Genomic DNA, 17,479 nt, shown 5'->3' on the forward strand with positions numbered 1-17,479 from the left:
ACGGGGCTGTGCTACAATGCGCGCCCTGTATGAAAAACCCAGTTTTATTCCCGCCAGAGGTTGGCATGTCCACGCGAATTTTAGCGATCGATACCGCGACGGAAGCCTGTTCCGTCGCCGTCTGGAATCAAGGCGAAATCCACGCCCTGTTTGAGCTGTGCCCACGCGAGCATACGCAACGAATTTTACCTATGGTGCAGCAGGTGCTGGCGGAATCCGGTCTGGCGCTCAACCAGCTCGATGCGCTGGCCTTCGGCCGTGGCCCCGGCAGCTTTACCGGGGTGCGCATCGGTATTGGCATCGCTCAAGGCCTGGCGCTGGGCGCCGATCTGCCGATGATCGGCGTTTCCACGCTGCAAACCATGGCGCAGGGCGCCTGGCGCGTCAGCGGCGCGGGGCGTGTGCTGGCGGCGATCGATGCGCGCATGGGCGAGGTCTACTGGGGGCAGTTCGAACGCCAGGCGGACGGCCGCTGGTTGGAAAGCGAAAGCGAGGCCGTGCTGTCGCCGGCGCAGGCGCTGGAGCGTGCGCAGCGCCTGCAGGGCGAATGGGCCCATGTTGGCACCGGGTGGCAAACCTATCCCGACTTGGTCAAGGGTTCCGCGTTGAGCGTACGTGACGGCCAAATGCTGTTGCCGCAGGCGGAAGACATGCTGCCGCTGGCGCTGCAGGCCTGGCAAGAAGGGCTGGCGGTAGCGGTGGAAAACGCCGAGCCGACCTATCTGCGCAATGAAGTCACCTGGAAAAAACTGCCGGGCCGCGAGTAATCGCGGCGTTATTGTGCTGATGTTGATGCCGGGCGATGAGGGGTTGCAACTTGAACGATGAAACGCGGTCAAAGTTACAGCCATTTCAGGAGATTGCGACCATGTTAATCCGCACTGCAAGTAAAAAGCTGTCGCTGCTGGCCGTCGCCTGCGGCGCGCTGGTTTTATCCGGGTGCGTCACCGTACCGGATGCGATCAAAGGCTCCAGCCCTACGCCGGTGACTCAGCTGTCCTCGGTACAAAATGCACCCAACCTGTTTACCGGCGCGGAAGCCCGTTTCGGCGGCACCGTGGTAAACGTCGCCAACGAACAAGGGCGCACGGTGCTGGAGATTGCGGCGGTGCCGCTCGACAGCGGTGCGCGGCCGATACTGGGTGAACCGTCGAACGGCCGCTTGCTGGCCACGGTGAACGGCTTCCTCGAACCGGTCGATTTCAAAGGCCAACTGGTGACCGTCGTCGGCCCTATCACCGGCCTGAAAGAGGGGCGGATCGGCATGACGCCGTATCGCTTCGTAACGATGAACGTGACCGGTTTCAAGCGCTGGCATCTGGTGCAGCAGGTGGTGATGCCGCCGGCGCCGATGGGCCCTTGGGGCTGGCGCGGAGGTCCGTGGGGACCCGGTTGGGGCGCAGGCTATGGCTGGTACAACCCTGGCCCGGCACAGGTGCAAACCATCGTAACCGAGTAGCATACGCTTGATGTGAACACATTTGACAGGGCGGCTCAGGCCGCCCTTTTGTTTTTTGGGATAAGGAATATCCGACAATTAGTGACGTACATCGCAACCTGAATAATGTTTAAAACCCGAACTGGTCTGCTGAGTTAAAATATTGTTATGGTTAGGCTGCGAGTTTGAGGGCTGCGATGATAATTAGTAATGATTTCAGGAGTAATACCTTGGATAAGGTCTGGTTAAAACGGTATCCGGCAGATGTGCCCGCAGAGATTGATGCCGATCGCTATTCGTCGTTGATCGAAATGTTTGAGCATGCCGTGCAGCGCTATGCCGATCAGCCCGCCTTTATCAATATGGGCGAGGTGATGACCTTCCGCAAACTGGAAGAACGCAGCCGGGCTTTCGCGGCTTACCTGCAAAATGAACTGGGCCTGAAGAAGGGCGACCGCGTCGCACTGATGATGCCTAACCTGTTGCAATACCCCATCGCCCTGTTCGGCATTCTGCGCGCCGGCATGGTGGTGGTCAACGTCAACCCGCTGTATACCCCGCGTGAGCTGGAGCACCAGTTGAACGACAGCGGCGCCAGCGCCATCGTCATCGTGTCCAACTTCGCCCATACGCTGGAAAAAGTGGTGTTCAACACTCAGGTTAAGCACGTGATCCTGACGCGCATGGGCGATCAGCTGTCGGCCGCCAAAGGTACGCTGGTCAACTTCGTGGTCAAGTACGTCAAGCGTCTGGTGCCGAAATACAACCTGCCGGACGCCATTTCATTCCGCAGCGCGCTGCAGCGCGGCCGCCGCCTGCAGTATGTAAAACCGGACATCATTAATGCCGATCTGGCCTTCCTGCAATATACGGGCGGCACCACCGGGGTGGCGAAGGGCGCGATGCTGACGCACCGCAACATGCAGGCCAACCTCGAGCAGGCCAAGGCCGCCTATTCGCCTCTGTTCCGCGAAGGGCAGGAACTGGTGGTGACGGCGTTGCCGCTGTATCACATTTTCGCGCTGACGGTGAACTGCCTGCTGTTTATCGATCTGGGCGGGCGCAATTTGCTGATCACCAACCCACGCGACATTCCAGGGCTGGTGAAAGAACTGGGCAAATATCCGTTCACCGCCATGAGCGGGGTGAATACGCTGTTCAACGCGTTGCTGAACAACGAAGAGTTCCACAAGCTCGATTTCTCTACGCTGCGTTTCTCGGTCGGCGGCGGCATGTCGGTGCAAAAAGCGGTGGCCGAGAAGTGGGAGAAAACCACCGGTAAACACCTGCTGGAAGGTTATGGCCTGACGGAGTGCGCGCCGTTGGTGGCCGGTAACCCTTACGATCTGAAACACTACAGCGGCAGCATCGGCCTGCCGGTGCCGTCGACGGACATTCGTCTGGTGGACGACAATGGCCAGGATGTACCGCCGGGCGAACCGGGCGAACTGTGGGTCAAAGGGCCGCAAGTTATGTTAGGCTATTGGCAGCGCCCGGACGCCACCGACGAAGTGCTGAAAGATGGCTGGTTGGCGACCGGCGATGTGGTGACCGTAGACGAGCAGGGGTTCGTGCGCATCGTCGACCGCAAGAAAGACATGATCCTGGTCTCCGGTTTCAACGTTTACCCGAACGAGATCGAGGACGTGGTCAGCCAGCATCCGAAAGTGCTGGAATGTGCGGCGATCGGCGTGCCGAGCGAGGCCTCCGGCGAAACGGTGAAGATCTGCGTGGTGAAGAAAGACGCCTCGCTGACCAAGGAAGAGCTGTTGACCCATTGCCGTCGGCACCTGACCGGGTATAAAGTGCCTAAAATTGTTGAGTTCCGCGATGAACTGCCGAAGTCTAACGTCGGCAAGATTTTGCGGCGAGAACTGCGCGATGAGCTAAAAACGCCGAAGCCGGCCGATGCCGCCTAGGTGTCGCTCTCGCGCCTGACTATCAACAACGCCGGTGAATGCCGGCGTTGTTGTGTTTGAATCCTACAAGAGAATGATGTTTTGAATTATCAGTTGATCACTACCGATGCCGGATTGCAGCAGGTCTGCGAGCAGGCGAGAAAGCATGCCCAGATTGCGCTGGACACCGAGTTTGTCAGAACGCGCACCTACTATCCGCAGCTGGGCCTGATCCAGCTCTACGACGGTGAACAACTCTCCCTTATCGATCCTCTGCCGATCAAGCAATGGCAGCCGTTTGTCGACCTGCTGGCCGACACCGCCGTGGTGAAGTTCCTGCATGCCGGCAGTGAAGATCTCGAAGTGTTTCTCAACGCCTTTAAAACGCTGCCGACGCCGATGGTCGATACCCAGATCCTGGCGGCCTTTACCGGCCGGCCGCTCTCCTGTGGCTTCGCGACGCTGGTGGCGGAGTACATGAAGGTTGAGCTGGACAAGAGCGAGTCGCGCACCGACTGGCTGGCGCGCCCGCTGACTGAAAGACAGTGCGTGTATGCGGCCGCCGACGTGTTCTATCTGCTGCCGATGGCTAAACAGTTGGTGCAGGAGACCGAAGAGGCCGGTTGGACCGCGGCGGCCAATAACGAGTGCCTGCTGCTGTGCCAGCGCCGTAGCGAGACGCTGGCGCCGGCATTGGCCTACCGCGAAATCAGCAACGCCTGGCAGCTGCGCCCGCGTCAGCTCGGTTGTCTGCAGAAGTTGGCGGAATGGCGGCTGCGCCAGGCGCGTGAGCGCGATCTGGCGGTGAACTTTGTGGTGCGTGAGGAGAACCTGTGGCAGGTGGCGCGCTATATGCCGTCTTCGCTGGGAGAACTGGATTCGCTGGGTCTGAGCGGGCCGGAGATCCGTTATCACGGTAAAACGCTGCTGGCGCTGGTGGCGGAGGCCGAAGCGCTGGACGAGTCCGAGTTGCCGGCGCCGTTGGCCAACCTTATCGATCAGCCGGGCTACAAGAAGGTGTTCAAAGACATCAAGGCGGCGATCGCTACCGTCAGCGAGCAAAGCGGGTTGAGCAGCGAGCTGCTGGCATCCCGTCGCCAAATTAACCAATTGTTGAACTGGCATTGGAAACTGAAGGACGGCGAAAGTCGCCCTGAATTAATCAGCGGCTGGCGCGGCGATTTATTAATGGCACCGTTGCAGGACATCCTGAAAGATTATTAATCGCTGGTTATCACCAGGGCAGGGTAGGGAAACTCTGCTCGGATGAATATAGGCAGGAAATAATGCGTTGAAGGTAAATCTGGCCAGAATTTACTTTAAACGAGGTGGCGGCAAAGTTAATTGGGAATTGTCCCAAAGGGAAAAATCGATTTTTTGCTGCCGACAATGCTTAATAACTGGATGCACATACAGTTACCCCCTGCATAAAATATACAGGGGGTAATTAATGCGTCGCAATCATTTAGCTGCTTCTTCCGATTCCGGCAATGTCACGTTAAGTTCAAGTACCGAAATATCGTCCCCTTTCTGCTCGAACTGCACGTGCAGCATTTCAGGATCGATCTGAATGTATTTGCAAATAACCGCCAGAATATCGCGTTTCAAATCAGGCAGATACGGGGGCTCACTGTCCCCGCGGCGACGCTCAGCGACGATAATCTGCAGCCGTTCCTTGGCTATATTGGCTGTCTGTTTTTTGCGGGACAGAAAGAAGTCTAATAAGGCCATGGTTTATCCCCCAAAAAGGCGTTTCAGGAAACCCTTCTTCTCTTCTTCAATGAAGCGGAATGGGCGTTCTTCCCCCAACAAGCGGCAAACGGTATCGTCATACGCCTTACCGGCGTCTGACTCGGCATCCAGAATGACAGGCTCACCCTGGTTGGAAGCGCGCAGTACGGACTGGTCTTCCGGGATTACGCCCACCAGCGGAATGCGCAGGATTTCCAGCACGTCTTCCATGCTCAGCATGTCGCCACGGCTGACGCGGCCCGGGTTGTAACGGGTCAGCAGCAGGTGTTCCTTGATAGGCGATTCGCCTTTCTCAGCGCGGCGTGATTTGGAAGAGAGAATGCCCAGGATACGGTCGGAGTCGCGTACCGAAGACACTTCCGGGTTGGTGGTGATGATAGCTTCGTCGGCGAAATACAGCGCCATCAGCGCACCGGTTTCGATACCGGCCGGTGAGTCGCAGACCACGAAGTCAAAATCCATCTCGCCGAGATCGTTGAGGACTTTTTCAACGCCTTCACGGGTTAACGCGTCTTTGTCGCGTGTCTGCGAAGCCGGCAGGATATAGAGGTTTTCAGTGCGTTTGTCTTTGATCAACGCCTGATTCAGCGTGGCATCGCCCTGAATCACGTTCACGAAATCATAAACTACCCGACGTTCGCAGCCCATGATCAGGTCAAGATTACGCAGACCGATATCGAAATCGATCACGACGGTTTTCTTGCCTTTTTGGGCCAGGCCGGTAGCGATGGCCGCGCTCGAAGTGGTCTTGCCAACGCCCCCTTTACCCGATGTAACAACAATAATGCGTGCCATGAAATGGATTCCTTGTCAAAAGGGCTTAATTTAAAGGTTGTATGGTTAAAGCGTTATCCAACAGGCTGAGTCGTACGGCCTGCCCGACGTAATCGGACGGGATTTGGTCGCTCAACCAGTACTGCCCTGCGATAGAGACTAGCTCAGCCGCCAGGTGGGTGCAAAAAATCTGACATTGCGTGTCGCCTGACGCGCCTGCCAGTGCGCGACCGCGCATCATGCCGTAGACATGAATATTGCCGTCGGCAATCAATTCGGCGCCGGCGCTGACGCTGCTGGTCACGATAAGATCGCTGTTGCGGGCGTAAATCTGTTGGCCGGAGCGGACAGGCGTACTGATGATGCGCGTTTTGGCGGGGGCGTTATCCGCCACCACGGGCGCTGGTGCAGGCTCCGGCGCCGCCATTTTCTGGCCTTTGCCTTCGCTCAGCAGCGGCAGCCCGGCGCGGGCTATCGCGCGCTTTTGACGCTCATCTCTGCAACCGCTGATACCCACAACGCGCAGACCTGCTGCCGCGACAGCCTGTTGAAGTTCTTTCCAGTTCGCATCGCCTTCCAGCGTTGCGACGTTGATAACAACAGGGGCGTTTTTCAGAAAAGCGGGCGCTTGCTCAACTTTTTCCTGTAACGCCTGGCGTATTACCTCGGGCTGCGAATTATGCAAATGAACAACCGATAGGGTAAAACTGCTGCCTTTTAGCTCAATTGGCGATTGTGACATCTATCCTGACTCAGTCTCAGCAACTTTAAATCCCCGGAATACCACTCGGGGTGCGATATTCCGATGTACTATAAGCATGTTATAGTCAGAGTTATATCCAGGCAAGACGCTCCCTCAATTAAATAGAGTTAAAAAAATGCTTTGTGTGATCTATAGAAGCCCGAAACGCGATCAAACTTATCTTTATGTCGAAAAAAAAGACGATTTCTCTCGTGTGCCGGAAGAGCTGATGAAAAGTTTCGGCGTGCCGCAATTCGCCATGATGCTGTCGCTCGATGAGCGCAAAAAATTGGCCTCGGCGGATATCGAAAAGGTGAAGCAGGCGTTGAAAGACGAAGGCTATTATCTGCAGTTCCCGCCGCCGGTTGAAAACCTGCTCAATCAGCATCTGGCGGGCGATAAGGCCTGAGACAGTCGCCACGGCCAGGGGAGGCGCGATGACACGTTCGGCGAGAAAGACCGTATTGGCCGCCTGGTTGGCGCTGGGCGGGGTGCTGATGCCCGGCGCATCGCAGGCGGCGCAGGAGACGACGCTGGCGGCGAGCGGCCGCGATCCGGCGCAGTTCCCGGCGTATGTCGATCAACTTAAGCGCCGGGCGCGGGAACAGGGCATCAGTCAGGCCACCCTTGATCGCGCGTTTGCGCAAATCCATTTCGTCGATCGGGTGATCAAGGCCGATCGCAATCAGCCGGAGCAGAAGGTAACCCTGGACGACTATCTACGGCGGGTGATGTCGCCCGCCAAGGTGCGCCAGGGGCGCGAACTGTATCGGCTGCGCCATGCGCAATGGTTGCGGGCCAGCGAGCGCTATCGGGTGCCAGGGCGTTATATCATCGCGCTGTGGGGGATGGAGAGCGCCTACGGCAAGATTCAGGGGCGGGAAGACGTGGTGTCTGCGCTGGCGACCTTGGCGTTTGAAGGGCGCCGTGAAGCTTTTTTCAGCCAGGAACTGATGGCGGCGCTGCAGATAGTTGAGCAGGGGCACGTCGGCGATACGCCGCTGAAAGGCTCCTGGGCCGGCGCGATGGGGCAATGCCAGTTTATGCCGAGCTCCTTCTTGCGCTACGCTGCGGATGGCGACGGCGACGGGCGCATCGATATCTGGAATAACATTGACGACGTTTTCGCGTCTACAACCAGCTATTTGTCCAAAGAGGGTTGGCAGCCCGGCATCGGTTGGGGGCGCGAGGTCAAATTGCCCGCCGGTTTCAACCCGGTCGAACTGGGCCTGAAAGACGCGCAGGCGCGCAGCGTCAACGACTGGCAGAAACGCGGCGTGCGCCGCGCGGATGGCAGTGCGTTGCCGCATGCCGTGCAGCGCGGTTGGATTATCGCGCCGGATGATCTGCAGGGGCGGACGTTCCTGGTCTATGATAATTTCCGCACCCTCATGCACTGGAATCGCTCTTACTATTTCGCTCTCGCCGTGGGTATGATGGCAGACGCGATCGGGCATTGATCCGGCACACCAATAATCGGCTTGGCGCGCCAAGCCTCTACAGTTTGGGAGAAGCGGTATGTATCAACATAGAGACTGGCAGGGTTCGTTGCTCGATTTCCCGGTGAACAAGGTGGTCTGCGTCGGCAGCAACTACGCCGATCACATCAAGGAAATGGGCAGCGCGGTGTCCGTCGAACCGGTGGTGTTTATCAAACCGGAAACGGCGTTGTGTGATATTCGCCAGCCGGTGGCCATCCCCAAAGAGTTCGGTGCGGTGCATCATGAGGTGGAGCTGGCGGTATTGATCGGCACGCCGTTGAAACAGGCCAACGAAGATCGCGTTGCGCGGGCGATCGCCGGTTACGGTGTGGCGCTCGATCTGACGCTGCGCGATCTGCAAGCGGGCTTTAAAAAGGCCGGTCAGCCGTGGGAAAAGGCCAAGGCCTTCGACGGTTCCTGCCCGATGTCGGGATTTATCCCGGTGGCGGAATTCGGCGATCCGCAAAACGCCGAGCTGTCGTTGACCGTCAACGATCAATTGCGCCAGCAGGGCAATACGCGCGACATGATCACGCCAATCCTGCCGCTTATCAGCTACATGAGCCGCTTCTTCACGCTGCGCGCCGGTGACATCATCCTGACCGGCACGCCGCAGGGCGTGGGGCCGATGGCTTCCGGCGACATGCTGAAAATCAGCCTGAACGGCAAAATGCTCAGCACCCGGGTGATCTGATTTCTCCTTGCCGCCGACATCGTCGGCGGCAAAGCTTGCATCTTGTGGCTAAAATGTCTATATAGTCCCCCCTCGAACCTGCGCGCAGGTGACTTATCCATTTACCGAAACCGGACGCTAACATGTCACAACTCGCTTTTTGGCAACAGAAAACGCTGGCGGAAATGTCAGAACAAGAGTGGGAATCGCTGTGCGACGGGTGCGGGCAATGCTGTTTGAATAAGCTGATCGACGAAGATACCGACGAGATTTATTTTACCAACGTAGCCTGCAACCAGCTCAACATCAAATCCTGCCAATGCCGCAACTACGAGCGGCGCTTCGAGCTGGAAGAAGACTGCATCAAACTGACGCGCGAAAATCTCACCACCTTCGATTGGCTGCCGCCTACCTGCGCCTATCGTCTGATTGGCGAAGGCAAGCCGCTGTTCCCCTGGCACCCGCTGATCAGCGGCTCCAAAGCGGCGATGCACGGCGAGCGCATCACGGTGCGGCATATTGCGGTGCGCGAGAGTGAAGTGGTGGACTGGCAGGATCATATCCTCAACAAGCCGGACTGGGCCAGATAACGCGGATACCTTGACAGATGTTGCTCGGCAACACGAGTTTTAATGCCAGAGGGCGGCGTGTTAAGACATTCCGCCCTCTTGGCTATTGAGCTTACGCGCGTGAGACTCTTGCTTCACGCTTTTTTATCTCGGCGATGCCAGTTGGCCAGATTTTTCAGCGGCTGCTTCACATACGGGCTGGCTTTGATCAGGCTGAACAGCAGTTTATTCACCGCCGTGCCCACTTTGTCCATTGGCCGGTCGACATCGAGAAACAGCACCGCACGCAGCTCGTCGGTATCATTGCGGACCTCGTGTTCATAAGAATCATCAAACAAAATCACCTTGCCTTCATCCCAGTGCAGAATTTGGTCGTCAACGCGGATCCAGAGCTTGTCCCGATCCTTTGGCACGATCAATCCCAGATGCGCGCGCACGACGGCTCGAGTCGGGCCCTTGTGGGGCACGATGTGATAGTGCGGTTTGAGGATTGAAAACATGGCGGTGCGCATGCCCGGGATCTCGCTGACCGCCTCTGCCGTGCGCGGGCAGATGGCGCAGTTTTCATCAACCCGTTGCCCGTAGACAAACAGCCCGAAGGTTTTCCAGTTATCTCCTTTAGAGATGCGTTTCTGATCCGGCGATATTTGGTGGAACGCTGGGATATCCTCCGGGTGCTCCAGCAACCGATCCAACTCCTCGCGAATGGCCGGCCAACGGGCTTCCAGCGCCGTCACCCAATGAAATTCATGATTACCGATCCGCGGCGTGGTGGAGATGAGCGAATGGCGAGTCTGAAATTCGCCGTTCAAGCGCAGGAATTTTTTCCCGGCTTTGAGCAGCATGCGCCGCAGGAAGGGGCGCTGAGACGAAGGGGGCAATGTGGTATCCGGCATAGTATCGTGTCCTTGATGTCATATGATGTGCTTTAGTCAGCCAAAACCTGGCTCACAGGAAGAAAGGGTGAAAGTCAACACGTCATTTAGCATAGGGAAAGCATCGCGAACGATTTTAATCTTTAGTGCGCGAATAGCGTTGATGCTTGCTGCCGGATAGAGGCAAATTCCAACAATTTATTTAAGGATGGTAAGGGCTTGTGTGAGGGAAGAGGGGGGGAAAAAAGCCCCTGCAAAGATGAGGGGCAAGACACACAACAACACCAGGGAAATCGGTAGTACTCACTTTGCCGATACTATAAGGATTTTATGGGTAAACTTCACCAAAATATTGTGCTCTGAATGTGACAAAGGTGCAGTCGTTCATAAGTAACGGTAATTTATTGATGCTCGAAGGCTGAAAGGAAGGTGCCAGAATGGCCAGTTTTTAGTCGCCGATATCGCAGAAGCTTAATGTTATGTAAATTACGCGCTTAACTGTGCCGGGATGCTTCTTTTTAAACGATAAGTTGGGTAATTTGGCCGCTCTCCCGCAAGTTCGAGAGTATAACAATGAAAATGATCCGCCTGTTTGCCGTAGCTGGAGCGCTGATCGTGCTCGTTTACTTCCTTACACATACCTGAGGTGGCTTTATCTCGGAATGTGGCAGCAATACCTAAAAAAACGGCGCCTTCCGGCGCCGTTTTTTGTTTGTCTGCCGATCAGCGGCCGAACAGGTCGCGGCGGCGTGGGCGAACAAACTGCGCGATCAGCACAATCAGCGCCACCAGCAGATAGGCGCCGAAGATGCCGACCAACCATTGCGGCATTTCCAACGTCAGGAATTGCCATTGACGCACGGAGCAGTCACCGGAAGCGTGGAACACCGCCGGCAGCCATTTGTCCAGCGGCAGCCATGACGGGAAGCTGACGAAGAAATCGCAGGTATTGAATGGCGAAGGATGCAACTGGATCATGGTGTGCTTCCACGCCAGCTGTACGCCTTCCCAGGCGCTGTAGATCCACAGCAAGATCGCCGCGTAGCGCAGCGGCGTTTTCGGCGCGATGGCGCCCACCAGCGAGGCGCCGAGGATACCGAACAGCGCGCAACGCTCGTAAATGCACATCACGCACGGCTGCAGCAGCATAACGTGCTGGAAATAGAGCGCGACCAGTTCCAACACCAACGCTGTCAGGGCCATCAGCAGCCAGGCGCCGCGTCCTTGTGAACAGCGGTTAAAGAATTGCAACATATCTAGATTCTTCCATGCAGTAAGCAATTGAACCGGCAGTGTAAACCAATTCCTCTTCGCTGCCAGCCACCTGGGCCGGATTCAGCGTAAAAATAGTCGGTTCACCCTGCCGGCGCCGTCTCAGTGGCCGACGGCGTCGATGGACGGCAGCGTCAGCCAATGCCACTGCGTCAACAGCTCGGTCGCCGGTTCCAAGGTGAACTGGACGCACAGCAGGCCAACCACCGTCAGCACCACCGTATAAGGCAGGGCCATCCATACCATGCGGCCATACGACAAACGCACCAGCGGCGCCAGCGCAGACGTCAGCAGAAACAGAAACGCCGCCTGCCCGTTAGGGGTGGCGACCGAGGGCAGGTTGGTGCCGGTATTGATGGCGACCGCCAGCAGCTCGAACTGCTTCAGCCCGATAGCGCCGGTTTCCAGCGCGGTGCGCGCCTCGTTGATGTAAACCGTGCCGACGAACACGTTGTCGGAAACCGACGACAGCAGGCCGTTGAACAGGTAGAACAGCGAAAGCTGAGAAGCGGGCTCGGCGCGCAGCACAAACTGGATCACCGGGCTGAACAGGTGCTGCTCGATGATGACCGCGACCACGGTGAAAAACACCGTCAGCAGCGCGGTGAACGGCAGCGCTTCCTGGAACGCTTTGCCGATGGCGTGCTCGTCGTTCACGCCGCACAGGGAGGTGGCGAGAACGATGACCGACAGGCCAATCAGCCCCACTTCAGCCAGGTGGAAGGCCAGCGCCAGCACCAGCCAAACGCCGATCAGCGCTTGCATCACCAGTTTGAGTCGTTCTTGTTTGCTACGACCCGCAGTGGCCTTGCGGTCATACTCTTTCAGCACGTCGCGTACCGCTTCCGGTAGCTGCGCGCCGTAGCCAAACAGGCGAAAACGTTCTACCAGCCAACAAACCAGCAGGCCGCACACCAACACCGGCAGCGTGACCGGCGCCATTCGCAGGAAGAAATCGATAAAACCCCAGCCCGCGTTTTTGGCGATGATCAGGTTTTGCGGCTCGCCTACCATGGTCATGACACCGCCGAGCGCGGTGCCGACGCCGGCGTGCATCAGCAGGCTGCGCAGAAAGGCGCGGAATTGCTCCAGCGTCTGTTTGCGCTCTTCGCCGGTAAAATCGCTGTCATCGCCGATGTCGCCGTCGGGGCGATTCGACGTCACGTTGTGATAGATGGAATAGAAGCCGGTGGCCACGCTGATCACCACCGCCACGACCGTCAGCGCGTCGAGGAAGGCGGAAAGAAAGGCAGCGGCCAGGCAGAACGCCAGCGACAGCAGCGTTTTCGAGCGGATGTTGAGCAGCAGCTTGGTGAACACGAACAGCAGCAGTTGCTTCATAAAGTAGATGCCGGCCACCATAAAGATCAGCAGCAGCAACACGTCCAGATTGTGTTCGATCTCCTGCGAGACCTGCGCCGGGCTGGTCATGCCGATGGCCACGGCCTCGAGCGCCAGCAGGCCGCCCGGCAGCAGCGGGTAGCATTTCAGCGCCATCGCCAGGGTAAAGATGAACTCGACCACCAGCAGCCAACCCGCGATAAACGGGCTGGCGAAAAAGAACACCAGGGGGTTGATCGCCAGAAAAATGAGAATGGTCAGTTTGTACCAGTCGGGAGATTGCCCCAGAAAATTTTTGAGCAGGGCGCTACGCAGGGTTGTTTCCATTGTGCTCTATGCATCCTTCAATCAGTCGTAGCACGTACCCTAACAATGCGGCGGGGGCGTGCGCAACCTGAGCTTGTTTTACGATGAGAAAATTCCTGCGACCGGTATTTTTGCTCGTTTTTTGCCACGTTATGCACACTTTCGTTTATTGTTTTTCGCTCACGCTATGTCATGTCAGCACGATCTGGTATGATGAGCTGATTACTTTTACTGATTTTATCGTCGCAACGGAACGTCAAACACATGGTCATAAAGGCGCAGAGTCCTGCCGGTTTCGCGGAAGAGTACATTATTGAGAGTATTTGGAATAATCGCTTCCCCCCTGGCTCTATTTTGCCCGCGGAGCGTGAGCTTTCGGAGTTGATTGGCGTCACGCGCACCACGTTACGTGAAGTGTTGCAACGTCTGGCCCGCGATGGCTGGTTGACCATTCAGCATGGCAAACCGACCAAAGTGAACAATTTTTGGGAAACGTCCGGCCTCAATATCCTTGAGACGGTGGCCCGTCTCGATCACAAAAGCGTCCCTCAGCTGATCGATAACCTGCTGTCCGTGCGCACCAATATCGCGTCGATCTTTATTCGCGCCGCGGTGCGCAATCATCCTGAGCAGGCCCAGGAAGTGTTGGCGAAGGCCGCCGAGGTAGAAGATCAGGCGGACGCTTTCAATCTGCTCGATTACGAGATCTTCCGCGGTCTGGCGTTCGCTTCCGGCAACCCGATCTACGGCCTGATCTTCAACGGTCTGAAAGGGCTGTACACCCGCGTGGGCCGTTACTACTTCTCCAATCCGGAAGCGCGCAAGCTGGCGCTGGCCTTCTACAGCAAGCTGTCCACGCTGTGCCATGAGAAATTGTACGACCAGGTGATGGATACCGTGCGCAGCTACGGTAAAGACAGCGGAGCGATTTGGCAGAGCATGCAGGGCACCATGCCGAGCGATCTGACCGAAGCGCGTCGTTAATCGCGAGTCAATGAAATAAGAAAGGGCGCCATGCGGCGCCCTTTGTCGTTGTGGCGGTTACAGCGGCGTAGGCCGCGGCGGGCAGCGATCGAGCAGCTCTACACTGCCGTCTTCATTTTGCTGCTCGAGGATCACGTCGAAGCCCCACAGGCGATGCAGGTGCTTCAACACGTCGCGGCGGCTCTTATCCAGTGGCGCGCGTTCCTGCGGGATGTAGCGCAATGTCAGCGAGCGGTCACCGCGCAGATCCACGTTCCAGATCTGAATGTTCGGCTCATGGTTGCTCAAGTTGTATTGCGCCGACAGCTCCTGGCGGATCGCCCGGTAACCGGCTTCGTTATGGATCGCGGCAATCTCCAGATAGTTGTTGCGATCGTCGTCCAGCACGGTGAACAACCGGAAATCGCGCATCACTTTGGGTGACAGGAACTGGCTGATAAAGCTCTCGTCCTTGAAGTCGCGCATGGCGAAGTGCAATGTCTCCAGCCAGTCTTTTCCGGCGATGTCCGGGAACCAGTAGCGGTCTTCTTCGGTCGGCGATTGGCAGATGCGCTTGATGTCCTGGAACATGGCGAAGCCCAGCGCATAAGGGTTGATGCCGTTATAGTACGGGCTGTTGTACGGCGGCTGATACACCACGTTGGTGTGGCTGTGCAAAAACTCCAGCATAAACCGCTCGGTCACTCGGCCCTCATCGTACAGATGGTTGAGGATGGTGTAGTGCCAGAAGGTGGCCCAACCCTCGTTCATCACCTGAGTCTGCTTTTGCGGGTAGAAATACTGGCTGACTTTGCGCACGATGCGCAACACCTCACGCTGCCAGGGTTCCAGCAGCGGTGCGTTCTTTTCGATAAAATAGAGGATATTTTCCTGCGGTTCGCTCGGATACCGGCGCGCCTGCTCCGGCGACTCTTCGCGTTCAACGCGTGGCAAGGTCTTCCATAACGTATTCACCTGGCTTTGCAGATACTCTTCGCGGCTTTTCTGGCGCGCTTTCTCTTCCACCAGGGAGATTTTCTGCGGGCGCTTGTACCTGTCGACCCCATAGTTCATCAGCGCATGGCAAGAGTCCAGCAGTCGCTCCACTTCATCGACGCCGTAGCGCTCTTCGCACTGGCTGATGTAGTGGCGGGCGAACAGCAGATAATCGACGATGGAGCTGGCGTCGGTCCAGCTGCGGAACAGATAGTTATTCTTGAAGAACGAGTTGTGGCCATAGCAGGCGTGCGCCATCACCAGCGCCTGCATGGTGATGGTGTTCTCCTCCATCAGGTAGGCGATGCAGGGATTGGAGTTGATGACGATTTCATACGCCAGCCCTTGCTGGCCCTGTTTGTAGCGCTGTTCGGTTTCGATGAACTTCTTGCCGAAGGACCAATGGGTATAGTTGATCGGCATGCCAACGCTCGAATAGGCATCCATCATCTGCTCGGAGGTGATCACCTCGATTTGATGGGGGTAGGTGTCGAGTCGGTAATGCTTGGCGACGCGGTCGATCTGCTCCAAATACACCTGCAGCAGTTCGAACGTCCAGTCCGGTCCATCGCTCAGACGTTTATCATCCTTAACCTTTTCATGTGTTGAAGTAGTCATCAGCGCACCCTCATTATTCACGGGTCTTGCTCAAACGGCAGACCCTGTAACAAGCATAGTTCAAGTCATAATTAACCATTGCAAATCAGTGAAATAAAAATGCCGGTACGCAAAGGAGCGAACGGCGGTCAATCCGGCGCCCGTCCCGGCAGAAGGCGGTGCGGCACCGCACTTCCTCTTCGAGTATAACCCTGCGGCAGGGGGGTGCAACACAATGCCTGTTGCACGACAAGGATTGAAAATTGTTATGTTATATTGTAACTTTTGATTTTTCTCGATAACGGACAAGGAGCGCATTTTGGCGAGGCATTTTGGCAAACTGGCGGTGGCGCTGGCCGCGTTGTTTATCAGCGGGCAGGCATGCGCCCACGGGCATCATTCACATGGCAAGCCGTTGACGGAGGCGGAAAAAAAGGCGGAGGCGGGGGTGTTCGACGATAAGGACGTCAAAGATCGCGACCTGGCCGACTGGGAGGGCGTGTGGCAATCCGTGTATCCCTATCTGCTCAATGGGGATCTTGACCCGGTGTTCAAGAAGAAAGCGGCACAGGACAAGCGCAAGACCTTCGCCGAAGTGAAGGCGTATTACCGCAAAGGGTATGCCACCGATGTGGATACCATCGGCATTGAAAACGGCGTCATGGAATTTCACCGCGGTGACCAATCCAGCGCCTGTCAGTATAAGTACGCCGGGCATAAGATCCTGACGTATGTTTCCGGTAAAAAGGGTGTGCGTTATCTGTTTGAATGTCAGGATGCCGGCAGCCTGGCGCCGAAATTCGTGCAGTTCAGCGATCACATTATCGGCCCGCGCAAATCGGCGCATTTCCATATCTTTATGGGCAACACGTCGCAGGAAGCGTTGCTGAAAGAGATGGATAACTGGCCGACTTATTACCCATTCCAACTGCAAACCAAAGAAGTCGTGGATGAGATGCTGCATCATTGATGCTGCTCGTTCCCGCAACCACAAGCCCGCCTGTGTGGGCTTGTGCTCAGTCAAACGGTCTGATTTGCAGGTAATCGTCCGTCACTTCCATTTCAAATAGCGTTTTATCTGCCAACAAGGTCGCACGCATTCGTTCCCGGGCTTGCCGGTAGCGTTCATCCAACTGAATATCACCGGCGCTTTCCCATGCGACTCGGCTTGGCCATTGCGCATAGCCGATAAACTGCCCGCCCACATCCCGATGCAGGCGCGAACCAAGGCTGCCGCGCTGCAGATAGATACCTTGGGTCAACGCCAGCCAAGCCTGGCGAAAGGCGTGTTCGTGTCCGGGTTTGACTGAAAACTGGTAGATGGCGATGAACATAAGACGTTCTCCACAATAGCGACGGTGTGAACTTTAGGCGCTGCTTCTGGCTTTAACGTTCATATCGTGCTGCAGCGTTCAACATAAACGGGCGGGCCAAGGGCTCGGGTGTTTTATTCCGGCACTGAAAGCAAGGTTAACGGCAGCTGAAATTTTGCGCGATTTTTCTGCTGCGGAGGGAGGGGGCTCTCTTTGTTTGTTATGTTGGTGTTTTTTATTTTATTGGATTTTTATTCTGTTTAAATGTTGGCTGGTATTTTTATATTCTGTTAAATCAATGTTGCTTATTACGCCTTTTTTGAGTGCTATCATTGATAGCGTTGATATCAGTTCAGTGGCGGTATGACGCTATAATCCCCTCTAAACCGCATCTTATCGCTATTTGCAGACGGCTATTGCAAATACATGGCCCATCGACGATAAATTAATTGTGAATATTGTCACGTTTGATGACGAAGTTGTTGGACG

General features: G+C 56.4%; 18 protein-coding genes. 10 read left to right on the top strand and 8 right to left on the bottom strand.

Annotated features, from left to right (window positions below; all coding sequences use genetic code 11):
- Positions 1-65 precede the first annotated feature (65 nt).
- The 4 genes from tsaB (at position 66) to rnd (ending at position 4,560) form a co-directional block, all read left to right on the top strand.
- Complete coding sequence (tsaB, locus tag ACJ8OK_RS04070; RefSeq protein WP_049277275.1) at positions 66-767, top strand: tRNA (adenosine(37)-N6)-threonylcarbamoyltransferase complex dimerization subunit type 1 TsaB; 702 nt, start codon at positions 66-68, stop codon at positions 765-767.
- Positions 768-868: 101 nt separating this feature from the next.
- Positions 869-1,459 carry a Slp family lipoprotein gene (locus tag ACJ8OK_RS04075; RefSeq protein WP_049277274.1) on the top strand — a complete coding sequence of 197 codons (591 nt, stop codon included), beginning with the start codon at positions 869-871 and terminating at the stop codon, positions 1,457-1,459.
- Between the two features lie 209 nt (positions 1,460-1,668).
- Positions 1,669-3,357 (top strand): long-chain-fatty-acid--CoA ligase FadD, encoded by a 1,689-nt coding sequence (gene fadD / locus ACJ8OK_RS04080; RefSeq protein ID WP_085336654.1) that lies wholly within the window; start codon positions 1,669-1,671, stop codon positions 3,355-3,357.
- Between the two features lie 81 nt (positions 3,358-3,438).
- Positions 3,439-4,560 carry a ribonuclease D gene (gene rnd / locus ACJ8OK_RS04085; protein WP_033632853.1) on the top strand — a complete coding sequence of 374 codons (1,122 nt, stop codon included), beginning with the start codon at positions 3,439-3,441 and terminating at the stop codon, positions 4,558-4,560.
- Between the two features lie 237 nt (positions 4,561-4,797).
- Here rnd and minE read toward each other — a convergent pair whose 3' ends face one another.
- From minE to minC, 3 genes are read right to left on the bottom strand one after another with little or no spacing between them, the layout of a single operon-like run.
- Positions 4,798-5,067 carry a cell division topological specificity factor MinE gene (minE, locus tag ACJ8OK_RS04090; protein WP_004932303.1) on the bottom strand — a complete coding sequence of 90 codons (270 nt, stop codon included), beginning with the start codon at positions 5,065-5,067 and terminating at the stop codon, positions 4,798-4,800.
- A gap of 3 nt (positions 5,068-5,070) precedes the next feature.
- Positions 5,071-5,883, bottom strand: coding sequence for a septum site-determining protein MinD (gene minD / locus ACJ8OK_RS04095; protein WP_004932300.1), 813 nt, complete (start codon positions 5,881-5,883; stop codon positions 5,071-5,073).
- A 25-nt stretch (positions 5,884-5,908) separates the two neighbouring features.
- Positions 5,909-6,604 carry a septum site-determining protein MinC gene (gene minC, locus ACJ8OK_RS04100; protein WP_004932297.1) on the bottom strand — a complete coding sequence of 232 codons (696 nt, stop codon included), beginning with the start codon at positions 6,602-6,604 and terminating at the stop codon, positions 5,909-5,911.
- Positions 6,605-6,740: 136 nt separating this feature from the next.
- On the opposite strand from minC, the gene ACJ8OK_RS04105 reads away from it, so the two are divergent.
- From ACJ8OK_RS04105 to ACJ8OK_RS04120, 4 genes are all read left to right on the top strand, one after another.
- Positions 6,741-7,013, top strand: coding sequence for a YcgL domain-containing protein (locus tag ACJ8OK_RS04105; RefSeq protein WP_004932294.1), 273 nt, complete (start codon positions 6,741-6,743; stop codon positions 7,011-7,013).
- A 28-nt stretch (positions 7,014-7,041) separates the two neighbouring features.
- Complete coding sequence (locus ACJ8OK_RS04110; RefSeq protein ID WP_442530399.1) at positions 7,042-8,064, top strand: lytic murein transglycosylase; 1,023 nt, start codon at positions 7,042-7,044, stop codon at positions 8,062-8,064.
- 58 nt (positions 8,065-8,122) lie between these two features.
- Complete coding sequence (locus ACJ8OK_RS04115; protein WP_033634830.1) at positions 8,123-8,779, top strand: fumarylacetoacetate hydrolase family protein; 657 nt, start codon at positions 8,123-8,125, stop codon at positions 8,777-8,779.
- 122 nt (positions 8,780-8,901) lie between these two features.
- Complete coding sequence (locus ACJ8OK_RS04120; RefSeq protein WP_004932284.1) at positions 8,902-9,348, top strand: YcgN family cysteine cluster protein; 447 nt, start codon at positions 8,902-8,904, stop codon at positions 9,346-9,348.
- Positions 9,349-9,461: 113 nt separating this feature from the next.
- Here ACJ8OK_RS04120 and ACJ8OK_RS04125 read toward each other — a convergent pair whose 3' ends face one another.
- The 3 genes from ACJ8OK_RS04125 to nhaB form a co-directional block, all read right to left on the bottom strand.
- Entirely contained in the window at positions 9,462-10,223 is a 762-nt protein-coding gene (locus ACJ8OK_RS04125) for an aspartyl/asparaginyl beta-hydroxylase domain-containing protein (protein ID WP_261237997.1), read from the bottom strand.
- Between the two features lie 702 nt (positions 10,224-10,925).
- Positions 10,926-11,456, bottom strand: a complete 531-nt coding sequence (gene dsbB, locus ACJ8OK_RS04130) for a disulfide bond formation protein DsbB (RefSeq protein WP_004932277.1) — start codon at positions 11,454-11,456, stop codon at positions 10,926-10,928.
- A gap of 120 nt (positions 11,457-11,576) precedes the next feature.
- Complete coding sequence (gene nhaB / locus ACJ8OK_RS04135; RefSeq protein WP_033632859.1) at positions 11,577-13,142, bottom strand: sodium/proton antiporter NhaB; 1,566 nt, start codon at positions 13,140-13,142, stop codon at positions 11,577-11,579.
- A gap of 243 nt (positions 13,143-13,385) precedes the next feature.
- Here nhaB and fadR point away from each other — a divergent pair, with 243 nt between their 5' ends.
- On the top strand, positions 13,386-14,105 hold the full coding sequence (fadR, locus tag ACJ8OK_RS04140) for a fatty acid metabolism transcriptional regulator FadR (RefSeq protein ID WP_004932271.1): 720 nt from the start codon (positions 13,386-13,388) through the stop codon (positions 14,103-14,105).
- Between the two features lie 57 nt (positions 14,106-14,162).
- On the opposite strand, the gene ACJ8OK_RS04145 is transcribed toward fadR, so the two are convergent.
- A complete protein-coding gene (locus ACJ8OK_RS04145) occupies positions 14,163-15,698 on the bottom strand; it encodes a SpoVR family protein (protein ID WP_016927460.1) in 1,536 nt (511 codons plus the stop codon).
- A 298-nt stretch (positions 15,699-15,996) separates the two neighbouring features.
- On the opposite strand from ACJ8OK_RS04145, the gene zinT reads away from it, so the two are divergent.
- Positions 15,997-16,647, top strand: a complete 651-nt coding sequence (zinT, locus tag ACJ8OK_RS04150) for a metal-binding protein ZinT (RefSeq protein WP_004932265.1) — start codon at positions 15,997-15,999, stop codon at positions 16,645-16,647.
- Positions 16,648-16,693: 46 nt separating this feature from the next.
- Here the strand turns inward: zinT and ACJ8OK_RS04155 are convergent, their stop codons facing one another.
- A complete protein-coding gene (locus ACJ8OK_RS04155) occupies positions 16,694-17,011 on the bottom strand; it encodes an antibiotic biosynthesis monooxygenase family protein (RefSeq protein ID WP_033632861.1) in 318 nt (105 codons plus the stop codon).
- Between the last annotated feature and the right edge of the window lie 468 nt (positions 17,012-17,479).

It is taken from the genome of Serratia sp. CY71090 (assembly GCF_052166845.1).
GTDB lineage: Bacteria > Pseudomonadota > Gammaproteobacteria > Enterobacterales > Enterobacteriaceae > Serratia > Serratia nematodiphila.

Bases quoted from the DNA above. Each gene is read 5' to 3' on its own strand.
- minD (WP_004932300.1), bottom strand. From the start codon at position 5,883: ATGGCACGCATTATTGTTGTTACATCGGGTAAAGGGGGCGTTGGCAAG.
- nhaB (WP_033632859.1), bottom strand. From the start codon at position 13,142: ATGGAAACAACCCTGCGTAGCGCCCTGCTCAAAAATTTTCTGGGGCAA.
- dsbB (WP_004932277.1), bottom strand. From the start codon at position 11,456: ATGTTGCAATTCTTTAACCGCTGTTCACAAGGACGCGGCGCCTGGCTG.
- ACJ8OK_RS04110 (WP_442530399.1), top strand. From the start codon at position 7,042: ATGACACGTTCGGCGAGAAAGACCGTATTGGCCGCCTGGTTGGCGCTG.
- ACJ8OK_RS04075 (WP_049277274.1), top strand. From the start codon at position 869: ATGTTAATCCGCACTGCAAGTAAAAAGCTGTCGCTGCTGGCCGTCGCC.
- ACJ8OK_RS04120 (WP_004932284.1), top strand. From the start codon at position 8,902: ATGTCACAACTCGCTTTTTGGCAACAGAAAACGCTGGCGGAAATGTCA.
- minE (WP_004932303.1), bottom strand. From the start codon at position 5,067: ATGGCCTTATTAGACTTCTTTCTGTCCCGCAAAAAACAGACAGCCAAT.
- ACJ8OK_RS04105 (WP_004932294.1), top strand. From the start codon at position 6,741: ATGCTTTGTGTGATCTATAGAAGCCCGAAACGCGATCAAACTTATCTT.
- tsaB (WP_049277275.1), top strand. From the start codon at position 66: ATGTCCACGCGAATTTTAGCGATCGATACCGCGACGGAAGCCTGTTCC.
- ACJ8OK_RS04145 (WP_016927460.1), bottom strand. From the start codon at position 15,698: ATGACTACTTCAACACATGAAAAGGTTAAGGATGATAAACGTCTGAGC.
- minC (WP_004932297.1), bottom strand. From the start codon at position 6,604: ATGTCACAATCGCCAATTGAGCTAAAAGGCAGCAGTTTTACCCTATCG.
- ACJ8OK_RS04155 (WP_033632861.1), bottom strand. From the start codon at position 17,011: ATGTTCATCGCCATCTACCAGTTTTCAGTCAAACCCGGACACGAACAC.
- fadR (WP_004932271.1), top strand. From the start codon at position 13,386: ATGGTCATAAAGGCGCAGAGTCCTGCCGGTTTCGCGGAAGAGTACATT.
- ACJ8OK_RS04125 (WP_261237997.1), bottom strand. From the start codon at position 10,223: ATGCCGGATACCACATTGCCCCCTTCGTCTCAGCGCCCCTTCCTGCGG.
- ACJ8OK_RS04115 (WP_033634830.1), top strand. From the start codon at position 8,123: ATGTATCAACATAGAGACTGGCAGGGTTCGTTGCTCGATTTCCCGGTG.